Source organism: Nonlabens sp. (assembly GCF_965657255.1).
In the GTDB taxonomy this organism is placed as follows: Bacteria; Bacteroidota; Bacteroidia; order Flavobacteriales; family Flavobacteriaceae; genus Nonlabens.
The window spans coordinates 162427-182173 of the sequence record NZ_CBFHNM010000001.1 but is presented as its reverse complement, the minus strand read 5'-3'; the positions used below and the strand labels follow the sequence as shown (position 1 = coordinate 182173).

General features: G+C 34.3%; 13 protein-coding genes and 1 tRNA gene. 13 read left to right on the top strand and 1 reads right to left on the bottom strand.

The window, feature by feature from the left end; translation table 11 throughout:
- Nucleotides 1-98 precede the first annotated feature (98 nt).
- The 5 genes from gldK to ACTF54_RS00860 all read left to right on the top strand — a co-directional run bounded on the left by gldK (nt 99) and on the right by ACTF54_RS00860 (nt 5889).
- A complete protein-coding gene (gene gldK / locus ACTF54_RS00880; RefSeq protein ID WP_347197606.1) occupies nt 99-1481 on the top strand; it encodes a gliding motility lipoprotein GldK in 1383 nt (460 codons plus the stop codon).
- A gap of 47 nt (nt 1482-1528) precedes the next feature.
- Nucleotides 1529-2179 carry a gliding motility protein GldL gene (gene gldL, locus ACTF54_RS00875; protein ID WP_347197605.1) on the top strand — a complete coding sequence of 217 codons (651 nt, stop codon included), beginning with the start codon at nt 1529-1531 and terminating at the stop codon, nt 2177-2179.
- 45 nt (nt 2180-2224) lie between these two features.
- The gene (gldM, locus tag ACTF54_RS00870) at nt 2225-3760 is read left to right on the top strand and encodes a gliding motility protein GldM (protein WP_347197604.1); all 1536 of its coding nucleotides are present in this window, start codon (nt 2225-2227) and stop codon (nt 3758-3760) included.
- An 18-nt stretch (nt 3761-3778) separates the two neighbouring features.
- Nucleotides 3779-4732: a gliding motility protein GldN gene (gene gldN, locus ACTF54_RS00865; protein WP_347202378.1), complete on the top strand. Its 954-nt coding sequence runs from the start codon at nt 3779-3781 to the stop codon at nt 4730-4732.
- Between the two features lie 107 nt (nt 4733-4839).
- On the top strand, nt 4840-5889 hold the full coding sequence (locus tag ACTF54_RS00860) for an NAD(P)/FAD-dependent oxidoreductase (protein ID WP_347197347.1): 1050 nt from the start codon (nt 4840-4842) through the stop codon (nt 5887-5889).
- 131 nt (nt 5890-6020) lie between these two features.
- Here ACTF54_RS00860 and ACTF54_RS00855 read toward each other — a convergent pair whose 3' ends face one another.
- Complete coding sequence (locus tag ACTF54_RS00855; RefSeq protein ID WP_347197346.1) at nt 6021-6404, bottom strand: DUF983 domain-containing protein; 384 nt, start codon at nt 6402-6404, stop codon at nt 6021-6023.
- 57 nt (nt 6405-6461) lie between these two features.
- Between ACTF54_RS00855 and ACTF54_RS00850 the strand changes: the two genes are divergently transcribed.
- From ACTF54_RS00850 to ACTF54_RS00815, 8 genes are all read left to right on the top strand, one after another.
- On the top strand, nt 6462-8384 hold the full coding sequence (locus tag ACTF54_RS00850; RefSeq protein WP_438968521.1) for an ABC-F family ATP-binding cassette domain-containing protein: 1923 nt from the start codon (nt 6462-6464) through the stop codon (nt 8382-8384).
- Between the two features lie 79 nt (nt 8385-8463).
- The gene (locus ACTF54_RS00845) at nt 8464-9621 is read left to right on the top strand and encodes an efflux RND transporter periplasmic adaptor subunit (RefSeq protein WP_347197344.1); all 1158 of its coding nucleotides are present in this window, start codon (nt 8464-8466) and stop codon (nt 9619-9621) included.
- 2 nt (nt 9622-9623) lie between these two features.
- Nucleotides 9624-12842: an efflux RND transporter permease subunit gene (locus ACTF54_RS00840; protein ID WP_438968520.1), complete on the top strand. Its 3219-nt coding sequence runs from the start codon at nt 9624-9626 to the stop codon at nt 12840-12842.
- Complete coding sequence (locus tag ACTF54_RS00835; RefSeq protein ID WP_438968519.1) at nt 12829-14196, top strand: TolC family protein; 1368 nt, start codon at nt 12829-12831, stop codon at nt 14194-14196. The genes ACTF54_RS00840 and ACTF54_RS00835 overlap by 14 nt, the downstream gene beginning before the upstream one ends.
- Nucleotides 14193-14372 carry a CPXCG motif-containing cysteine-rich protein gene (locus ACTF54_RS00830; RefSeq protein ID WP_438968518.1) on the top strand — a complete coding sequence of 60 codons (180 nt, stop codon included), beginning with the start codon at nt 14193-14195 and terminating at the stop codon, nt 14370-14372. The genes ACTF54_RS00835 and ACTF54_RS00830 overlap by 4 nt, the downstream gene beginning before the upstream one ends.
- 122 nt (nt 14373-14494) lie before the next feature.
- A tRNA-Met gene (locus tag ACTF54_RS00825) sits at nt 14495-14567 on the top strand.
- 292 nt (nt 14568-14859) lie between these two features.
- Nucleotides 14860-16527: a DUF6377 domain-containing protein gene (locus tag ACTF54_RS00820; RefSeq protein WP_438968517.1), complete on the top strand. Its 1668-nt coding sequence runs from the start codon at nt 14860-14862 to the stop codon at nt 16525-16527.
- 263 nt (nt 16528-16790) lie between these two features.
- Nucleotides 16791-19739, top strand: a complete 2949-nt coding sequence (locus ACTF54_RS00815; protein WP_438968516.1) for a SusC/RagA family TonB-linked outer membrane protein — start codon at nt 16791-16793, stop codon at nt 19737-19739.
- Nucleotides 19740-19747 lie beyond the last annotated feature (8 nt).

Sequence of the window (19747 nt, the reverse complement as noted above, 5' to 3'; positions counted from 1 at the left end):
TTCTTAAACTAATTAATTGAGAAAAAAAAAGTTGTGGAATCAAAATCTTTTAGATAGGTTTACGCTCTTAATTCATAAAGTAAACATAAAATACCCTTATGAAAAAATTATTTGTCCTTTTAGCAGTAGTTGCCTTTCTTGCAAGTTGTGGTAAAGGAGATCGTGGAATGGTAGTAGGTACCAAGGGAAAAAAATGGCACCCTGAAAAACCTTATGGAATGACGTTAGTTCCAGGTGGAGCGTTTATCATGGGGAAAAGTGATGATGATATCGCTGCTACTCGTAATGCTCCAGCAAAAACTGTTACAGTTCCATCTTATTATATGGATGAAACTGAAATTACAAATGCAGAGTACCGTCAGTTTGTTCACTGGACTAGAGATTCATTGTTTAGAACTAATCTAGCAATAATGGCTGATGATAATGGTGCTGTTCCAGGTGATGGTGGTATAGGTGAGTACGCATTCCTTGATGCTGAAGGTGCTAATGGTAATGATCCTTTAACACCATGGGAACAATACGTTCAAGATAATTATGTAGGATTAGGACCTACAGGTTACGAAGGCCGTAAATTGAACCATGATGTAGATTTGATTTGGGATACAGAAGAGATTCCGGATGAGTTTTATGCTGAGGTATATGACAATATGTATATTCCTTTTGATGAGGCATATAATGGTGAGCGTACTATTGATACAGATAAAATTATTTTCACTTACACGAGTTTAGATTTGAATGCTGCAGCGAGAAATCGTGATGAGTCTAAATCAAGAAAAGATTTTATCTCTCAAGTACCGGTAAAGATCTATCCAGATACAACAGTATGGATTCGTGACTTTAACTATAGTTATAATGAGCCTATGCACAATGATTATTTTTATCATGAAGCATATAGCGATTATCCTGTGGTAGGTGTAAACTGGAATCAAGCAAAAGCTTTTTGTCAGTGGAGAACTTTATATCACAATGCATACCGTAAGCAAAGAAATGTAGAGCGTGTTAATGAATACCGTCTTCCTACAGAGGCAGAGTGGGAGTATGCTGCACGTGGTGGCTTAGAAGGAGCAACATATCCTTGGGGTGGTCCATATGCAAAAAACGACAGAGGTTGTTTCCTTGCTAATTTTAAACCTTTAAGAGGTGATTATGCAGCAGATCAGGCTTTGTACACCGTAGAAGCAAGATCTTACGAGCCAAATGAGTATAATTTATACAACATGGCAGGTAACGTTTCAGAATGGGTGAACTCTTCTTATGAAGCTGGTGCCTATGAAATGATGTCTTCTATGAGTCCTGTTGTTAACGATGACAGCAATAAACGTAAAGGCGTGAGAGGTGGATCGTGGAAAGATGTTTCCTATTTCCTTCAGGTTGGAACGCGTGATTATGAATATCAAGATAGTGCAAGAAGCTACATAGGGTTCCGTACAGTTCAATCTTACATGGGGACAGATGTAACGCTTAACGCAGCAACCAACTAAATCATCCAATATTTAAACATATAACTTAACTAAAAAAAACTAATAAAATGGCACAGTCTAAAGCAACAAAGAAATTATTTAACATGGCTTACGGTATCGGAGCCTCCGTAGTAATTATTGGAGCATTATTTAAGATCCTTCACTGGGATTTCGGATACGGTTTCTCTGGTAATAATCTTCTTATGATAGGTTTAATAACAGAAGCAGTGATCTTTTTTATATCTGCATTTGAGCCTGTTGAGGATGAGTTAGATTGGTCACTAGTATATCCAGAATTAGCTGGAGGACAAATGGCAAATCCAAAAGATAAAAAAGAAGCGCCACAAGATGCTCAAGGTCTTCTGTCTAAGAAATTAGATGAAATGCTTAAAGAAGCAAAACTAGATGGTGAATTGATGTCTAGCTTAGGTAACAGTATCCGTTCTTTTGAAGGTGCTGCAAAAGGTATGGCTCCAACGGCTGAAGCAATGTCTTCTACAAAGAAATACTCTGAAGAAATGGCACTTGCTGCTGCTCAAATGGAATCATTAAATAGTCTTTATAAAGTGCAAGTAGAGAGTTCTTCTCGTCAAGCTCAAGCTAACGAAGCGATTGCAGATAATGCAACTAAACTTCAAGAGCAAATGGCAGGACTTACTAATAATTTATCTTCTCTTAACGGCGTGTATGGTAACATGTTAGGAGCTATGAAAGGATAATTAGTTGAATTAAAGTTTAAAATTAACAAAACTAATTAGAATATTATGGCAGGAGGAAAACAGTCCCCAAGACAGAAGATGATTAACCTGATGTATCTGGTTTTCATCGCAATGCTTGCATTGAACATGAGTAAAGAGGTGCTTAATGCATTTGGTTTGCTTAATGTAAGTATTGAAGAAAGTAATGTAGCTGCAACTGCAAAAAATCAGGCAGCAATGACAGGTTTAGCTCAGTTAGCTTCTGATCAACCTGAAAAATATGCTCCGCTTAAAGTGAAAGCAGAACAAGTAGATAAAATATCAAAAGATTATTTTGATTATTTAGATGCTTTGAAAAATGAAATGCAAGCAACTGTAGAAGATCCTCAAGATTATGCAGTTATGGACAAGGGAGATTTTCTAGACGTGAAGTTTCTCAAGGGTGGTGTGATAACGCCGGAAGGTCAAGTATTTCTTGATAAGATGAAGAAGTATCGTGATGATATGAAAGCAGTTGTTGAAAATCCATCATTAGAATCTTCACTTGACGATACATTTACTCCTAATGATGTTGAAAATAGAGATGGTGTTAAGATGTCATATCTTGATTACAATTATAAAGGATATCCGCTAATTGCATCTATCGCTAAAATAACTTTGCTTCAAAGTGAAGTTAAAAATATGGAGGCAGAAGTTTTAGGAACGTTGCTTTCAGGTCAATTGAAAAGTGAAGTTAGTATGGATAACTATACTACACTTATGGAATCACCTAAATCCGCATATTACAACGGTGAGACATTTGATGGTGAAATAGTATTAGGTCGTAAAGATGCTACCCTTAAGCCAAGTCGTGTTGATTTAAAATTGGATGGTAAAAAACTTTCTGATTCTCAATATTCAATTGAAGCTGGTAGAATCGTATTAAAAGTAGGTGCAGGTTCACCAGGTGATCACAAGATTACTGGGGCATTATACTTTGAGGAAGACGGTAATGAGAAAGAGGTAATTGTAGAGCAATCTTTCGCAACTATCCCAAAGCCAAATTCTGCAACTATAGCAGCAGACAAAATGAACGTTGTCTATCGTGGTGTAAATAATCCAATGACAGTTTCTTTTGCGGGTATTCCTGATAACAAAGTAGCTGTTTCTGGTGCTGGTTTAACAAAGACTGCTAGTGGTTATATGATGAAGCCAGGCGCTGGTAAATCTGTTACTATTACAGCTAGAGGTACTTTGCCTGATGGTACACCAGTTTCTGATTCTAAGGAGTTCCGTATTAAGAACCTACCTAGACCAACTGGAATGGTTAGTGGTTCTTATGAGAATGTGAAGAAAACTAGAGCAAATCTTGGTATCTCTACTGTATCTGCAGAATTTTTGGATTTTGACTTTGAGTTAACTCCAAGAGTAACTGGTTTCTTATTTCAAGTACCTGGTCAGCCCTCTACAAAAGTAAATGGTACTAGATTGAATGCTGCTGCTAAAGGTTTATTGTCCAAGGCTAGAAGAGGAGATTTAGTACAAATTGCAGATATTAAAGCAACGGTTCCTGGTGTTACATTGAAAAGTGTTTCAAGCGTAACAATTGAAATTACAGATTAATAAAATTAAATTCAAATGATGAATAAGATAATAGTTTTTCTTGCAGCGGTAGTTCTTTCCGGGACTGCTTTTGCACAAAACAATATCCTTAATGCTAAGAGTCCTTCTGAGTTCGGAACTAAAACTGAATCTCAAATGGAAAATGATAATGACAAACCTTTGCCTTATGGTTTTGTGGGAGATCGTGATATCTTATGGCAACGTACGATATGGGAAACTATTGATCTAGATGAAAGGGTTAACTTTCCATTGTACTACCCTACAGACACTATCAGTGTAGGTAGCGAGCGTAGGTCTTTATTTCAAGTTCTTTCTGCAGCTGCTAGAGCAGGTGAAATTAAATTATATGGCGACTCTTATTTTAACTCTGAGGTAGAGCCTGAAAACGTAGAAACTTTTCTTCAGGCAGAGGTTTTGTCTGACAGAGGTACAGATATTCTTAATGAAAATAACGTACAATTAGAGGAGAATGAGCGTTATTCAAACATTGATGTTAAATATAATATACCAGGATTTGATGAATACGTTACAGTAACTAAAATCAGTTCTGCTGATGTAATGGAATATCGCATTAGAGGTCTGTGGTATTTTGATACACGTCAAAGCGAATTAAGATATAGACTTTTGGGAATTTGTCCTGTGACTCCTGATGTGAACGTTAAAGCAGGTATCATCAATTCAACTGGTGGAGCAGTTCCTGGGGTGGAGTTGTTTTGGGTTTATTATCCAGACGCTCGCAACATTCTTCACAATGCAAAAGCCTTTAATACTCTTAACTCTGCAAGACCTATTTCTTTTGATCATATTTTGAATTCGAGAAGATTCAATGCTCTTATTTATAAAATGGATAACGTACAAGGGGATAGAGAAATTGATAGATATATTCCAGATAATGCTATGATGCAGCTTTTAGAGTCTGAAAGGCTTAAGGAGATCGTTCGTAATTTTGAATTAGATATGTGGAATTACTAATATTCTTAATCTTTATTAAATATGAATGCCTCGCACTTTGCGAGGCATTTTTTTGTTCAAACCATTCGTATTTTTGTAATCAATTGTTTTTTCTCCTATCTTAAATTATGAATATAAAAGTTGATATTATCATTGTTGGTTCTGGAATAGCTGGCTGTTCTTTAGCCTGGCAGTGGTTGCTAAATGATAAATCTATTCTTCTGATAACCGATACTAAACAAGGATCTTCTTCTGTTGCTGCTGGGGTTTATAATCCTACTATATTAAAACGTTTTACGAGCGTTTGGAAAGCAGGTGAGCAATTGGATACATTAAATAATTTTTATATTGGTATTGAAGAAAAGCTATCGTTTAAGTTTCTTCACCCTATTCCTATTTTACGAAGATTTCACGACGAAAAAGAGATAAAGACTTGGGTAAAAAAATCTAATAGGGAAGATTTAAGTGAATTCATGATTTCTGAAGTTTCTGATTATAGTAATGAATACATAGATGCACCTTTTGGTTATGGTCAGGTTTCTGGAACTGGCTGGTTGGACACTTTGGGATATATGCATAATACTTTGCATTACTTGAAAAAGAATGGTTCTTTAGTTTCTGAAGATTTTGATTTTGATCAACTCAAACATTTTGACGATTACGTAACTTATAAAGATTTTCAAGCAAGAAAAGTCATTTTTGCTGAAGGTTATAAGTTGCTTCAAAATCCATATTTTAAAACGCTTCCTATGCAAGGCAACAAAGGTGAGGTTTTGACTATTAAAGTTCCTGGTTTAAAATTAGATTACATCATCAAATCATCGGTTTTTTTAATGCCATATATTGATGATTTATTTTGGGTAGGTGCTACATATAGTAGGGATGATCTTTCTGATTTGCCTACAGATCAATCTAGAGAATTTCTTACTTCAAGATTAGAGCGTTTTTTAAAGCTTCCTTATGAAGTGGTAGATCATAAACACGGTATCAGACCTACATCTGTGGATCGACGTCCTTTCGTAGGTTCACATTCAGAATTTAAAAATTATATGGTGTTTAATGGTATGGGAAGTAGAGCTGTTTTAATAACTCCTTGGGCAGCAAAACAATTATATGATTCTATCTATAATAAAGCAATATTAGATGCAGAAATGGATATCGAGAGATTTGAAAAATGATTCAGTATCTCAGATCATATTGTTACAATACTATGTTTTTACTAATCATTGCAGCTGGTTTATAGTCACATCATTCTAAGGAATATTCTTACTTAATTAGATGACTTGGAACGTCGCCTTATTATAAAGACTTAACTTTTTCTAGCTTTTTCTTTATCATAATCCATAAAGATATTGATCCAGATATTGCGTGATAAACGTATAACAATGGGTAAACTGAATATAGAGATGAATGTAATTATTAGAAAAATATTCCATCGGGACATATCAAAAACAAAATAGGTCAGTGCAAAAGTAATCATAGCTATCGCAACACCTACACCATAACTTACGTACATAGACCCATAAAAAAAGCTAGGTTCAATCTTGTATTTTGTATCACAATGACTGCAACGTTCTTTCATTTCCTGTGTCTTTTTAGGATTATATAGATTGCTGCTAGTGTACATAGATTCATTTTGACATACTGGACAAGTTCCGGTAAAAATGCTGTATAATTTAGTTCCTTTTAGCATGATAAAACTTTAGTGTTAGCGAGGAGTTGCGCATCTTTGCAAAGATACAAAACGACTATGCTTAACGTTCACGATTTACATGTAAGTTTCGGTGGAGAACCACTATTTGAAGAAATAACTTTTAGGCTTAATGGCGGCAATCGCGTCGGTCTTATAGGTAAAAATGGTGCTGGAAAATCTACGCTTTTGAAAGTGATTTCTGGCGATATTCCTTACGACCAAGGTAATATTGCTGTGGAAAAAGAGATTAGTATTGGTTTTTTAAGACAGGATATTGATTTTGTAAAAGGACGTACGGTTTTAGAAGAGGCGTATACCGCTTTCGCGAAAGCGAGACAAATAGAAACACAAATCGAAGAAATAAATTCACAGTTGGTTACTAGAACTGATTATGAATCTGACTCATATTCAAAACTCATTGAAGATATAGGAGATTTGAATCATGAATATGAAATAATAGGAGGTTATCAATACAAAGGAGAAACAGAGAAAATTTTAAAAGGTCTCGCATTCAAACCAGAGCAATTTGATAAATTAACAGACGAACTTTCTGGAGGATGGCGCATGAGAATTGAGCTGGCCAAATTACTTCTTGAGAAACATGACATTTTATTGCTGGATGAGCCTACTAACCACTTAGATATTGATTCTATATTGTGGTTAGAATCCTTCTTACAAACCTATCCAGGTGCAGTGGTAACAGTAAGTCACGATAAGATGTTTCTAGATAATGTGACTAATCGTACTATAGAAATAAGTCTAGGTCGTATTTATGATTATCCTAAACCTTATACAAAATTCCTTGCCCTAAGAGCAGAAATGCGTGAACAACAAGAGGCAACTTTTAAGAATCAGCAAAAGGAAATAGAACGTACAGAAAAATTAATCCAAAAGTTCAAGGCCAAAGCTAGTAAAGCAACCATGGCGCAATCTCTAGTTAAAAAACTAGACCGTATGGATGTGGTAGAAATTGAGCAAACCGACAATGCTGCGATGAATATCAATTTTGCACAATCCATACAACCTGGAAAAATAGTGCTAGAAATAGATCAAGTAAGTAAATCTTACGGAGATAAAAAGGTGCTCAAGAATATTGATCTAACTCTAGAAAGAGGCAAGCGCGTTGCTTTTGTAGGTCAAAACGGAATGGGTAAATCTACCCTTGCAAAAATAATTGTAGGTGATGTAAAAGCTCAAGGAGATGTGAACTTAGGACATAACGTTCAATTGGGTTATTTTGCTCAAAATCAAGCAGAATATCTGGATGGTGAAAAAACGGTTTTAGATATCATGTTAGACGCCGCGACAGATAGCAATCGTGTCAAAGTAAGAGATATGTTAGGATCTTTCCTTTTCAGAGGTGACGAGGTAGAGAAAAAAGTAAAGGTTTTGAGTGGTGGAGAACGCAACAGGCTAGCCCTTTGTAAGCTGTTATTACAGCCGTTTAATGTCCTGATTATGGATGAACCTACTAACCACCTAGATATACAGTCTAAAAACGTATTGAAGGCAGCGTTAGTAAAATTTGAAGGTACCTTGATTGTAGTTTCTCACGATAGAGAATTTCTACAAGGTCTTACAGAATTGGTGTATGAATTCCGTGATCATAAATTAAATCTCTATCTCGGTGATATTGATTATTATCTAGGTCAGAGAAAAGCTGAAGATATGAGAGCTATTGAAAAGGTAGAGGTTGTTAAAGAAGTTCCGCTTTCGCGAAAGCAAGACGGACAAAAGAAACAACTTTCTTATGAAGATCAGAAAAAGCAAAAATCTTTAAATAATAGGCTCTCAAAAGCAGAGTCACAAATCAATGAGTTAGAAAAATCCATTGCAAAACTAGATGCAGAGCTTGCTGCAAATTATGATGAGCTAGCTCAAAAGGATGGTTTTTTTGATAGCTATCAAGCCAAAAAGAAAGAGCTAGAAGAATGGATGGAAAAGTGGGAAGATGTATCTGAGCAATTAGATGCGATGTAGGTTTCTTTATGTAAATTTTAACAGCATCACTTGAGACCTTCTTTAGCTTTGCTAGTCTTAATGGTATTAAAACCTAAACATGCGCAAAGTTATCCTTTCTGTTTTGGCTATCGTGATTATAATAGGTTCTGTAATAGGAGCCAAGACGATCATCGATAACAAAAAAGCACCAAAGTCTCAGGTGAAAAAAGACATAAAAATCGTTTCTACCGATACGATTCAAAACACAACCATACCTATTGTCATATCTGCAAATGGAAACCTACAAGCAAAGAAACGAGTAGAGTTATTTTCTGAGGTGACAGGCCTTTTTCAATCTACAGGAAAGCTTTTTAGAACAGGTCAGTCATACAAGGCAGGAGAAACAATTATCTCTATAGATAATACAGAGTTCTATGCGCAAGTTCAGAGTTCAAGAAGTAATTTGAATAATCAAATTACAGCCATCATGCCTGACTTAAGGCTGGATTATCCAGATTCCTACCAGCAATGGCAGGATTATTTGAACAATTGGAATATGGATAGAAGTACACCAAAACTTCCAGAACCTAAAAATGAAAAAGAGAAATATTTCATTACAGGACGTAATATCTATACTACTTACTTTAATATTAAAAATTTAGAAAATAGATTAAGTAAGTTTAGAATAACAGCTCCATTTTCAGGCACATTAACGGAAACAATGGTAAGTGAAGGAACTTTAGTACGTAACGGGCAGCAGTTAGGAGAGTTTATTCAAGGTGGTACTTATGAAGTAGAAGTCTCTATAAGTGCAGAGTTTGTAGATTTACTTGAAGTAGGTAAAGAAGTAGAAATGAGTAGTATTTCTGGTAACAAGAATTACACTGGAAAAGTAACTCGTATTAACGGTAAAATAGATCAGGCATCACAAACTATAATCACTGTTATTGAAGTAAGTCATCCAGACTTAAAAGAAGGTATGTATTTAACAGCAAATCTTCAAGCCCAAAAAATTGAAGATGCCATAGAGATCAACCGTAGTTTATTACAGGATGGTGACCAATTATTCACGGTAAACAACAATGCTTTAGCATTAGTAGACGTAAAACCTATTCATTTCTCAGATAAGACTGTAGTTTTGAAAGGTCTAAAAGATGGGACAGTTATAGTAGCAAAAGCAGTTCCTGGTGCTTATGAAGGAATGCTTGTTAAGACAGAAGAACAAGCTGCGAGCGATAAAGAAAGTGCAGTGAGTTCAAATTCTATATCAGAATAAGCATGAGAAAAGTAATCGCTTATTTTATAAAGAATCACGTGGCAGTAAATGTCGTTATTGCTGCTTTTATCATTTTTGGAATTTTAGGAGTACTTTCTTTAAAGTCCTCTTTTTTTCCATTAGTAGATTCAAAAATCATTTCCATAACTGTGGTTTATCCTGGCGCTTCTCCTCAAGAAATTGAAGAAGGTGTCGTGCTCAAAATAGAAGATAACCTCAAAGGAATTGAAGGGATAGATAGAGTAACCTCGGCATCAAGAGAGAACGCTGGAACAATAACCGTTGAAATTATTAAAGGTTATAACATCGACTTCATGTTGTTAGAGGTTAAAAACGCGGTAGATCGTGTGTCTTCTTTTCCAGTAGGTATGGAACCGCTAGTCGTTGCTAAACAAGAAAACTCAAGGCCTACCATCGTATTTGCATTGAGTGGAAAAAATGTACCACTTAAAACCTTGAAGCAACTTGCTAGAGATGTAGAAAATGATTTGCGAGGCATAGAAGGTATTTCTCAAATATCTATTGCTGGTTATCCAGATGAAGAAATAGAAATTGCAGTTAATGAAAATACGCTTTTAGGTTACAATATTACTTTTCAAGAAGTGGCAGATGCGGTTGCTGCATCAAACATTCTTACTACTGGAGGAAATATAAAGACAGATATAGAAGAGTATTTAATACGAGCTAATAACAGAAATTATTACGGCGACCAGATTAATTATATACCAGTTAGAACCCAGTTAGATGGAACGACTATCTTTCTTAAAGACGTTGCTGAAGTTAGAGATCGATTTTCTGAAACACCTAACGCTTCTTATTTCAATAAAGAACGAGCCGTTAATATTACGGTTACCAGTACTAATTCAGAAGACTTGATTGACAGTGCAGATAAAGTAAAAGACTATATCGAGGACTATAATCTAAGATCGAGCAACGTGCAATTAAATGTAGTAAGAGATCTTTCTATCACCTTAAATCAAAGAACAGCCTTACTTACAGAGAATGCTATAGTTGGTATGTTACTGGTATTATTGTTTCTCTCTATATTTTTAAATACCAGATTGGCTTTTTGGGTAGCTTTTGGACTACCTATCGCATTTTTAGGGATGTTTGTTTTTGCAGGACAATTTGATGTAACTATCAATGTTCTTTCTCTTTTTGGAATGATTATCGTCATAGGTATTCTGGTAGATGATGGTATTGTGATTGCCGAAAATATTTATCAGCATTATGAAGATGGGAAAGATCCCATACAGGCTGCAATCGATGGTACGATGGAAGTTATTCCACCTATATTGAGTGCTATTATCACTACTATACTTGCCTTTTCTACGTTTTTATTTTTAGATGGTAGGATAGGAGAATTTTTTAGTGAAGTTTCTGTAATTGTGATTTTGACTTTATTAGTATCTCTTGTAGAGGCACTAATTATACTACCAGCCCATTTAGCACATTCTAAAGCTTTAAAACCTAGGTCTGAAAAACCTAAAAAAGGTTTATCTAGACTATTTCAGAAAATGCGTATTGTAAATGATTATGGTGATAAAGCCATGAACTGGATGCGTGACAAATTGTATGCGCCAGCATTGAGATTCACCTTAAAATATAAGTTTTTTGCATTCTCATTATTTTTATCTGCTTTTGCTTTGACTATAGGTTCTGTTCAAGGTGGTGTTGTCGGTGTAACTTTATTTCCTAGTATTTCTAGTGATCAAGTCTCTGTAAACCTCTCTATGCCTAACGGTACTGCAGAGCGTATCACCGATTCTATCATCTCATCCATTGAAGAAAAGGCTGAGATTGTAAATAGAGAATTAACTAAAGAATATTTAACTGACGAGGTTTATGGAGATAGCGTTCTTTTATTTGAAAATGTAATAAAAGCACAGACTTCTTCATCTTCAGCAAATTTATCGATCAACTTATTGCCAGGAGAAAGCAGACCGGAAGAGTTAAAATCTCCTATAGTTGCTAACCGTCTTAGAGAATTAGTAGGTGATGTTCCAGGAGCAGAAAGTCTTACGTTTGGTTCTGGTGGTAACTTTGGTGGTAGTCCAGTTTCTGTTTCTTTATTGAGTAATGACATAAATGAATTAAAAGCAGCAACGGCAGATTTTAAAGAAATCTTAGAAAGCAATCCTTTGTTAAAAGATATCGAGGATAATGACCCAGAAGGAATTAAAGAGATTAATTTAAAGCTTAATGATAATGCATTTGCATTAGGTCTAGATTCTAGAACAATAATGGCTCAGGTTAGAGCGGCATTTTTTGGACGTGAAGCACAACGCTTCCAAAGAGGTCAAGATGAGATTAGAGTTTGGGTACGTTACGATAGAGATAATCGCAGTAGTATTAAGGATCTTGATGAGTTAAGAATTTCTACCCCATCTGGTGTTAGAGTGCCATTGCGTGATGTGGCTACCTATTCTATCGCAAGAGGTGATGTGGTGATCAATCATTTAGAAGGTCGTAGAGAGATTTTGATCAGTGCAGATATGAAAGATCCTAATCAAAGCGCTACAGACATATTAGAAGATATTCGTACTAATATAATTCCAGATCTTCAGAATAAATACCCTACTATTTCTCCTAATTATCTGAGTGGACAAGCTCGCGAGGCAGATAAGATTAGTAGCAGTGCCGCTTATATTTTTCCGATTATACTATTACTTATTTATTTTGTGATTGCATTTACCTTCCGTAGTGGGACGCAACCTATCATGCTTATTTTGTTAATACCATTTAGTTTTACTGCAGTAGCTTGGGGACACTGGATACATGGTTTTCCAGTAAACATTCTTTCCATGTTAGGTATTATTGCCTTAATTGGGATTATGGTAAATGATGGGCTGGTGCTCATAGGTAAGTTTAATTCTTTAATTAAAGATGGATATAAATTTGACGAGGCCTTATTTGAAGCAGGTAAAAGTAGGTTTAGGGCTATCTTTTTAACTTCACTTACAACGGTTGCTGGTCTTGCACCACTATTACTAGAAAAGAGTAGACAGGCGCAATTTCTTAAACCTATGGCTATCTCAATTTCCTATGGTATAGGAATGGCAACACTATTAACATTACTCTTACTTCCTTTGTTTCTCAGTTTTGGAAATAATATGAAAGTTTATATTCACTGGTTAAAAACAGGAGAGAAAATTGATAAGACAGAAGTGACTAGTATTGCCAAAGAACAACAAGCATTAGAAGATTATGAAAATGAATAAGCTAGTTTATGGTGTATTTATGGTGTTGTGTTTCGCTTTCGCGAAAGCGTACTCGCAAGAAGTACTAGAACCCAAATTAAGCAGACAGCAGGCGATAGAGTTGATGCTAGATAATAATTATGGCATTAAAATAGCTAAGAATACAGAGGCTATAGCAGAGAATAATTCTGGTATCTTGAATTCTGGTTATTTGCCTTCTTTGCAAGGAACAGCTGGTGTTTCAAAAGATGAAAATGATTCCAATACTGATTTCAATGGTGCGCTAGATCAATCAGGTAATCCTAGAGAAGATATTGAAATTAATGATGCGCAAACGACACAGTACAATGCTGCTATATCTTTAAATTATACGTTGTTTGACGGTTTAGGTCGTTATTATAACTACAAAAGACTCAAAGAGCAATACCAGTTAAGTCAGTTAGAAGCACGGTCAACTATAGAAAATACTACTGTACAGTTGATGAGTGTATATCTAGAGATTGCTAGATTGACTGAGAATCTAAGTGTCTTTGAAGAGAACCTAGCGATTTCTAAAAAACGAGAAGAGCGTGCTAGATATCAATTTGAATATGGGCAAGTAAATAAATTAGAAATATTAAATGCCCAAGTAGATATAAATACAGACAGTATCAATATTTTGAATGCTCAACAAACATTGCGCAACACTAAGCGTGATTTAAATCTTTTAATGAATCGGGAATTAAATGCAGTATTTGTTGTGGATACTACTGTAGTGTTGCAAAACACCCTTGTCATAGATAGCTTTCTAGAAAAAGTAAAAGAAAATAATGTACGGTTGCTACAAGCAGAAAGCACGTTGCAAATAAGCGATTATGACATCAAAACTACTAGAGCTTTATTACTGCCTAGAATAGGATTAACCGGTTCTTATGGTTGGAATCAAACAGAAAATCCGCCTAGTGCCTTTTTCCCTGCAACCACTCGTACGGCTGCAAATGTTGCAATAGGTGCAAACCTTACCTGGGACATCTTTGATGGTGGACGATCTATAAATAGCTTGCGTAATGCAAAAATCGCTTACGAAAATGAAGCTTTATTTAAAAGTCAGTTAGAACTAGAAGTATCTAGAGATGTTGCTAATGCAAAAGGTAATTATGATAATGCTCTAGCTATATACAGGATGCAAGAGAAGAATGTAATGACTAATGAAAGTAATTTTGAGCGTACGAAAGAGCAGTTTAATTTAGGTCAGGTCTCTAGTATTGAGTTTAGACAGGCGCAAGTTAATCTTCTTAATGCGGTAACTTTAAAGAATCTTGCAAAATACGATGCAAAACTGGCAGAATATCAATTGCTTCAATTAGCAGGTCAAATATTAAATGTTCCTTTGTGATAGAATACTTTTTCATGTGTCCACATTGCTGGCAAGAAATTTCTATGTTATTAGATCCAGCATACTCACAAACTTATGTTGAAGATTGCGAGGTATGTTGCAATCCAATAGAGTTGACAGTATCTTTTGAAGATGGAGAATTGTCCAGTTTTATTGCAAATGAGTTAGGTCAGTGAAATAAATATCGATTTAACTTGTATAAGGTTTAAATAGTATGTATTTTTGCGCTCCAATAAAACAAGAAGTTGTCAGAGTAATGATCTGAAGTCGTAAGATAGGTAACTAAAGGTTTTTAAATCGCGAGGTAGAGCAGTAGGTAGCTCGTCGGGCTCATAACCCGAAGGTCGCTGGTTCGAGTCCAGTCCTCGCTACTAAGATAAAAAGCTCTTGAGAAATCAAGGGCTTTTTTTGTGACTCATACTTTAATGCGCGGCGATTTTATTTATCTGTTAATATTTTGAATTGCTTAAATTTGATCATGTTTTAAGTATTTTGGATACTCTGAAGCTTTTTCTTCTCAAAAATTTGTCCATTCCATAATAGAAATGGTACAAGAATAGTTTATTTGTATTAACAGAAATAAAATTTATTAAATATTATAGGGCGGTATTTAGTTAATAGATATTTAAAAAATTTAATCATTATTCAATTCAAAATAGAAAAATGAGAATCCTATTTATAGTTTTTAAGTGTAATTTTTTTAAATATTCGATACTTTTCTTAGTACTTTTAGTTAGCGCATTTTCTTATTCAAGGGATAAATTAGATTCTTTGATAGTTACCCTTGAGTATAAAATGGATATGCGACATAGCTTTGATACGCAAAAAGAAGATAGGATTAATTTTCTTGAAAATGAATCTTCTCAAACTTTAGACCTTGAGAAAAAGTATTTGATCAATAGGAAAATTATAGGAGAATACAAATTTTATAGTTTTGATAAAGCACTTGAATATATTGAAAGAAATATTCTGATAGCAGAAAAACTTGAAAACGATTTATACATCAATGAAAGCAAATTAATTTTGAGTTTGTTATTAGTCGAATCAGGAAGGTATAAGGAATCTGTTGATGCATTAAATGAGATCAAAAGAAACTCACTTCCTAAATCATTAATTAATGACTATTACCTAGCCTTTGAGGAAGGCTATTCTGGCTTATCCTATAATACGACTGTAAAAAGGAGTAAAGAATTTTATAATCAATTATACAAAAAGTATCAGGATTCTTTGTATTCAAGATTAGATCCTAATTCTGAAGTATCATTAAGACTGAAAGAAAAAGAACTACGAGACAATAGAATGTTGGATCAAGCTCTGTTGATTAATTCTAGAAGATTAAAGAATGTTGATGCTGGTTCTAGGGCTTTCTCACTTATTTCATTTGAGAGATCTTTGCTGTTTCAGCTAAAGATGGATTTTGTGAAGCAAAAAGAATATCTGATTCTATCTGCTATATCTGACATTGAGGCTTCTGTTAAAGATAATGCTTCAACCTCGACCTTGGCAAAGATTCTTTTTGAAGAAGGTGATATAGATCGTGCTCATCGTTATATTAATTTTTCTTTTGATGATGCTATATTTTATAATTCACAATTACGTTTTGTAAATATAGCAAATAGTCTTCCTATCATAACTAAAGCTTATGAAGAAAGAAGAGCTGGTCAAAAGGATAAACTAGAAATATTACTTGGCTTTATAAGTTTTTTGGCCATTTTCTTAGTTATTGCCATCTTTTTAATTTTCAAGCAAATTAAAAAAGTGTCTCAAGCTAGAAATAAACTAGCTGCTGCTAACAATAAGTTGAGTGAATTTAATATTCAATTAAATAATTCTAATAAGGATTTAAAGTTAATATATAAAAAGCTATCAGATTCAGATAAAATTAAAGAGCATTACATAGGGACATTTTTAAATTTATATTCTGAGTATATCACTAAATTAGATGTTTACAGAAAATTGGTGAGTAAATACGTTAATAGCAATCAAATGAATTCCCTATTGGAATTATCCAAATCAAAACGTTTTATAGATGATGAACTAGAGATTTTTAATAAAAATTTCGATAGATCTTTTTTGCATATTTATCCAGATTTTGTGAAATCAGTCAATTTATTGCTAAAAGCAGAATATCAAATAGAACTTTCGGATCCCTCAAAACTAAATACAGAATTAAGAATCATAGCTTTAATCAAATTGGGTATAACTAGCAGTTCTAGAATTTCTAAAATATTAAGATATTCAGTTAACACGATTTATAATTATCGTGCTGGTATTAGAAATACAGCAATAGATAAACTTACATTTGAGGATATGATAAAAAATATTCAGTGATTTTGAATATTTACTTTTTTTCACTTTTTTTTAGTGATAAAACTTTGGAAGTTGTATTCTTTTTCTTGCTCTAAAGCCTGCTTAAATCCACTTATATAACCCTTTAATATTTATTCAAATAATTGATAATCAATTAATAAATGAATATTAGATTCTAATTCTATCCACTTTTTAGGATTGTTCTATTGTGAAAACTTTAAGTTCAATGTAATTTGCTCAAACGTTTTCGTTTTTTAACTAACCACAGCTAAATTAATAGAATAATGTCAAAATATTTATTGAATCTAATCATCATTTTTGGAATTTCTTTGTTTCAAGGACAGATTTCAAATGCTCAAACAACTATTACTGGAACCGTTACAGATAGTGATGGTTCACCATTCCTAGGAGTTACAGTTTACGTTGAAGCTGTTGAACTAGGAACATCAACTGATATTAATGGAACCTATAGTTTGACAGGAAGCTTCGGTGCTTCTCATATTATTAGTTTTAGTTATTTGGGTTACAAGACACAAAATGTAACTATTGATGGGAAAACCGTCATCAATATCCAACTTCAAGAAGATCTTGAATCTTTGAATGAAGTAGTGGTAATAGGTTACGGCTCTCAGTTAAAGAAGGATATAACAGGTGCTGTTTCCACCATTGACGGTGAATCTTTTGAATCAAGGCCTAATGTGCAAGTTGGATCCTTAATACAAGGTCAATCTCCTGGAGTTCAAGTTCTTTCGAATTCTGGAAAACCATCTGAAGGTTTTAGTATAAGAGTACGTGGTACCAATTCAATAAACGCTGGTAGTGAACCTCTTTATGTAGTAGATGGAGTGCCAACTACCGATACTCGATCCATAAACCCTACTGATATTGATACAATTACGATTTTGAAAGATGCTTCTTCCACTGCTATTTATGGAGCTCAAGGAGCTAATGGTGTTGTTTTAATAACCACAAAAAGAGGTACCACATCTAAACCACAGGTTACATTTGATGTATATACTGGTACGTCTCAGGTGTGGAATACTTTAGAGGTGCTAAATGGTGAGCAATATAGAGATTTAATGACTGAATTGGGACTAAGTACAGATTGGGACTCTTTTAATTCGAGAACTGATTGGCAAAATGAAATATTTCAAAATGGTTTCTCCCAAAATTATCAAATGTCAGTTTCTGGGCGATCAGAAAAGACAAATTATTTTATTTCTGCAGGATATACAGGTCAGGAAGGAGCTGTTAGAAGTGCTGAGTTACAAAGAAGTAATTTTAAAATTAATTTAGATCAAGATATAAATGATTGGTTGACAGTAGGTACAAGAATCGCTTATACTCAATATAGAGATGTGGATGTCAATGACAATAATAATGTCAATCAAGGAGGAGTGCTGTTAGGCGCGTTAACTACCCCATCTATAATAGGAGTTTTTAATGAGGATGGTATGTTTGCTAGCAACCCATTTCAAAACTGGGAAAACCCTTTAGCTAGTACAGATGGCTTAGAAAGAGAGTTTAACAGTAGAAGGTTTTTAGGTAATCTTTACCTGGAAGCTGAGTTTTTGGATCATTTTAAGTATCGTGTTAATTACGGGATAGATAATAACAATGGTGTCTTCGATTCATTTTTAGACCCTTTTAGGACTGGTTTTGGGGTTGCCATAGGTGGTCAATCAATTAATAATACTAATAAAAACTCATATTATATCATTGAGAATACCCTAAGCTTTAAAAAGGTAATTGATAAACATAGCATAGAAGGCTTAGTAGGATCTATTAACCAGAAATTTACATTTGAAAATAGTGCTATTCAAACACGTAATTTTGCCAGTGCCTCAGTTACTACACCAAACGGTGGATCGGAATTATTCTTAGCTACAGCTGATAAATCAGAAAGAGCTAATTCCTCTTTCCTAAGTAGAGTAAATTATAGTTATGAAGATAAATATTTACTGACTGTAAATTTTAGAGCTGATGGTTCCAGCGCATTTGGACCCAATGAAAGGTGGGGTTACTTTCCTTCTTTTTCTGTCGGTTGGAGAATGTCGAATGAAAAGTTTTTATCTACATCTTCATTTTTAAATGATTTGAAAGTAAGAGCTGGATGGGGAGTTGTAGGAAATGATCAAATTGCAAATTATGCTTATTTAGGAAGAATAGGTGCTGGTGCTAATTATCCATTTGGTGGGTCCGTACAACCAGGTACTTTTCCAGCATCAATTGAAAATTTAGATCTTAAGTGGGAAGAATCAGAGCAAATTAATATTGGTATTGATGCTTCTATTTTTAACGATAGAATACAGGTTACGGCCGAAGCATATCAAAAGAATACCAATGATTTACTTTTGAACGCACCTTTACCTACCTCAACAGGTTTTAGCAGTGCGATCCAAAATATTGGCTCATTACAAAACAGAGGTTTTGAGTTTTCAATAAATTCTTTAAACTTCCAAGATGACAACTTTAAATGGGTTTCTAATTTTAATATATCCTTTAATGAAAATGAAGTAATTGATTTAGTTGGCCAAGAAATTCTTCAAGGAGGTATAGCTGGTGGAAGAGGAGAGGCCAGTATTGTTAGAGAAGGAGAGCCGTTAGGTTCATTGTATGGATATTTATTTGGTGGTGTAGATCCAGCAACTGGTAATGCATTTTATATAGATAGAAATGGAGAATCTACCTTTACCCCTAGCGCTGAGGATAGAACGATTATAGGTGATGCAAATCCAGATTTCTTTTATGGTTTTACTAACACATTTAGCTATAAAGGATTAGGCTTGTCTATTTTTATACAAGGTTCTCAAGGGAACGATATTTTAAATGCTACTCGTATTGAAACTGAAGGTCTTTTGGATCCCAAAAACCAATCTATAGCAGTGCTTAATAGATGGAGACAGCCTGGGGATATCACAAATATTCCGAGAGCTACTTTTGGAAATAGTGATAATTCAAGAGTCTCTACTCGTTTTATCGAAGATGGTTCTTACTTAAGGTTTAAGGCTGTAACTTTTAGTTACGATTTTGCAGGTAAGTTGTTAGAACGACTAAGATTGAGTAATCTTAAATTTTATGCTACTGGGGAAAATCTTTTCACAATAACCAATTACTCTGGATTTGATCCTGAGGTTAATGCATTTGGTGGTAGTAATACTATTAGAGGTATTGATTTCGGTACTTATCCACAAACAAGAAATTTAATTATAGGATTAAGTGCAAAATTCTAAAAACACAA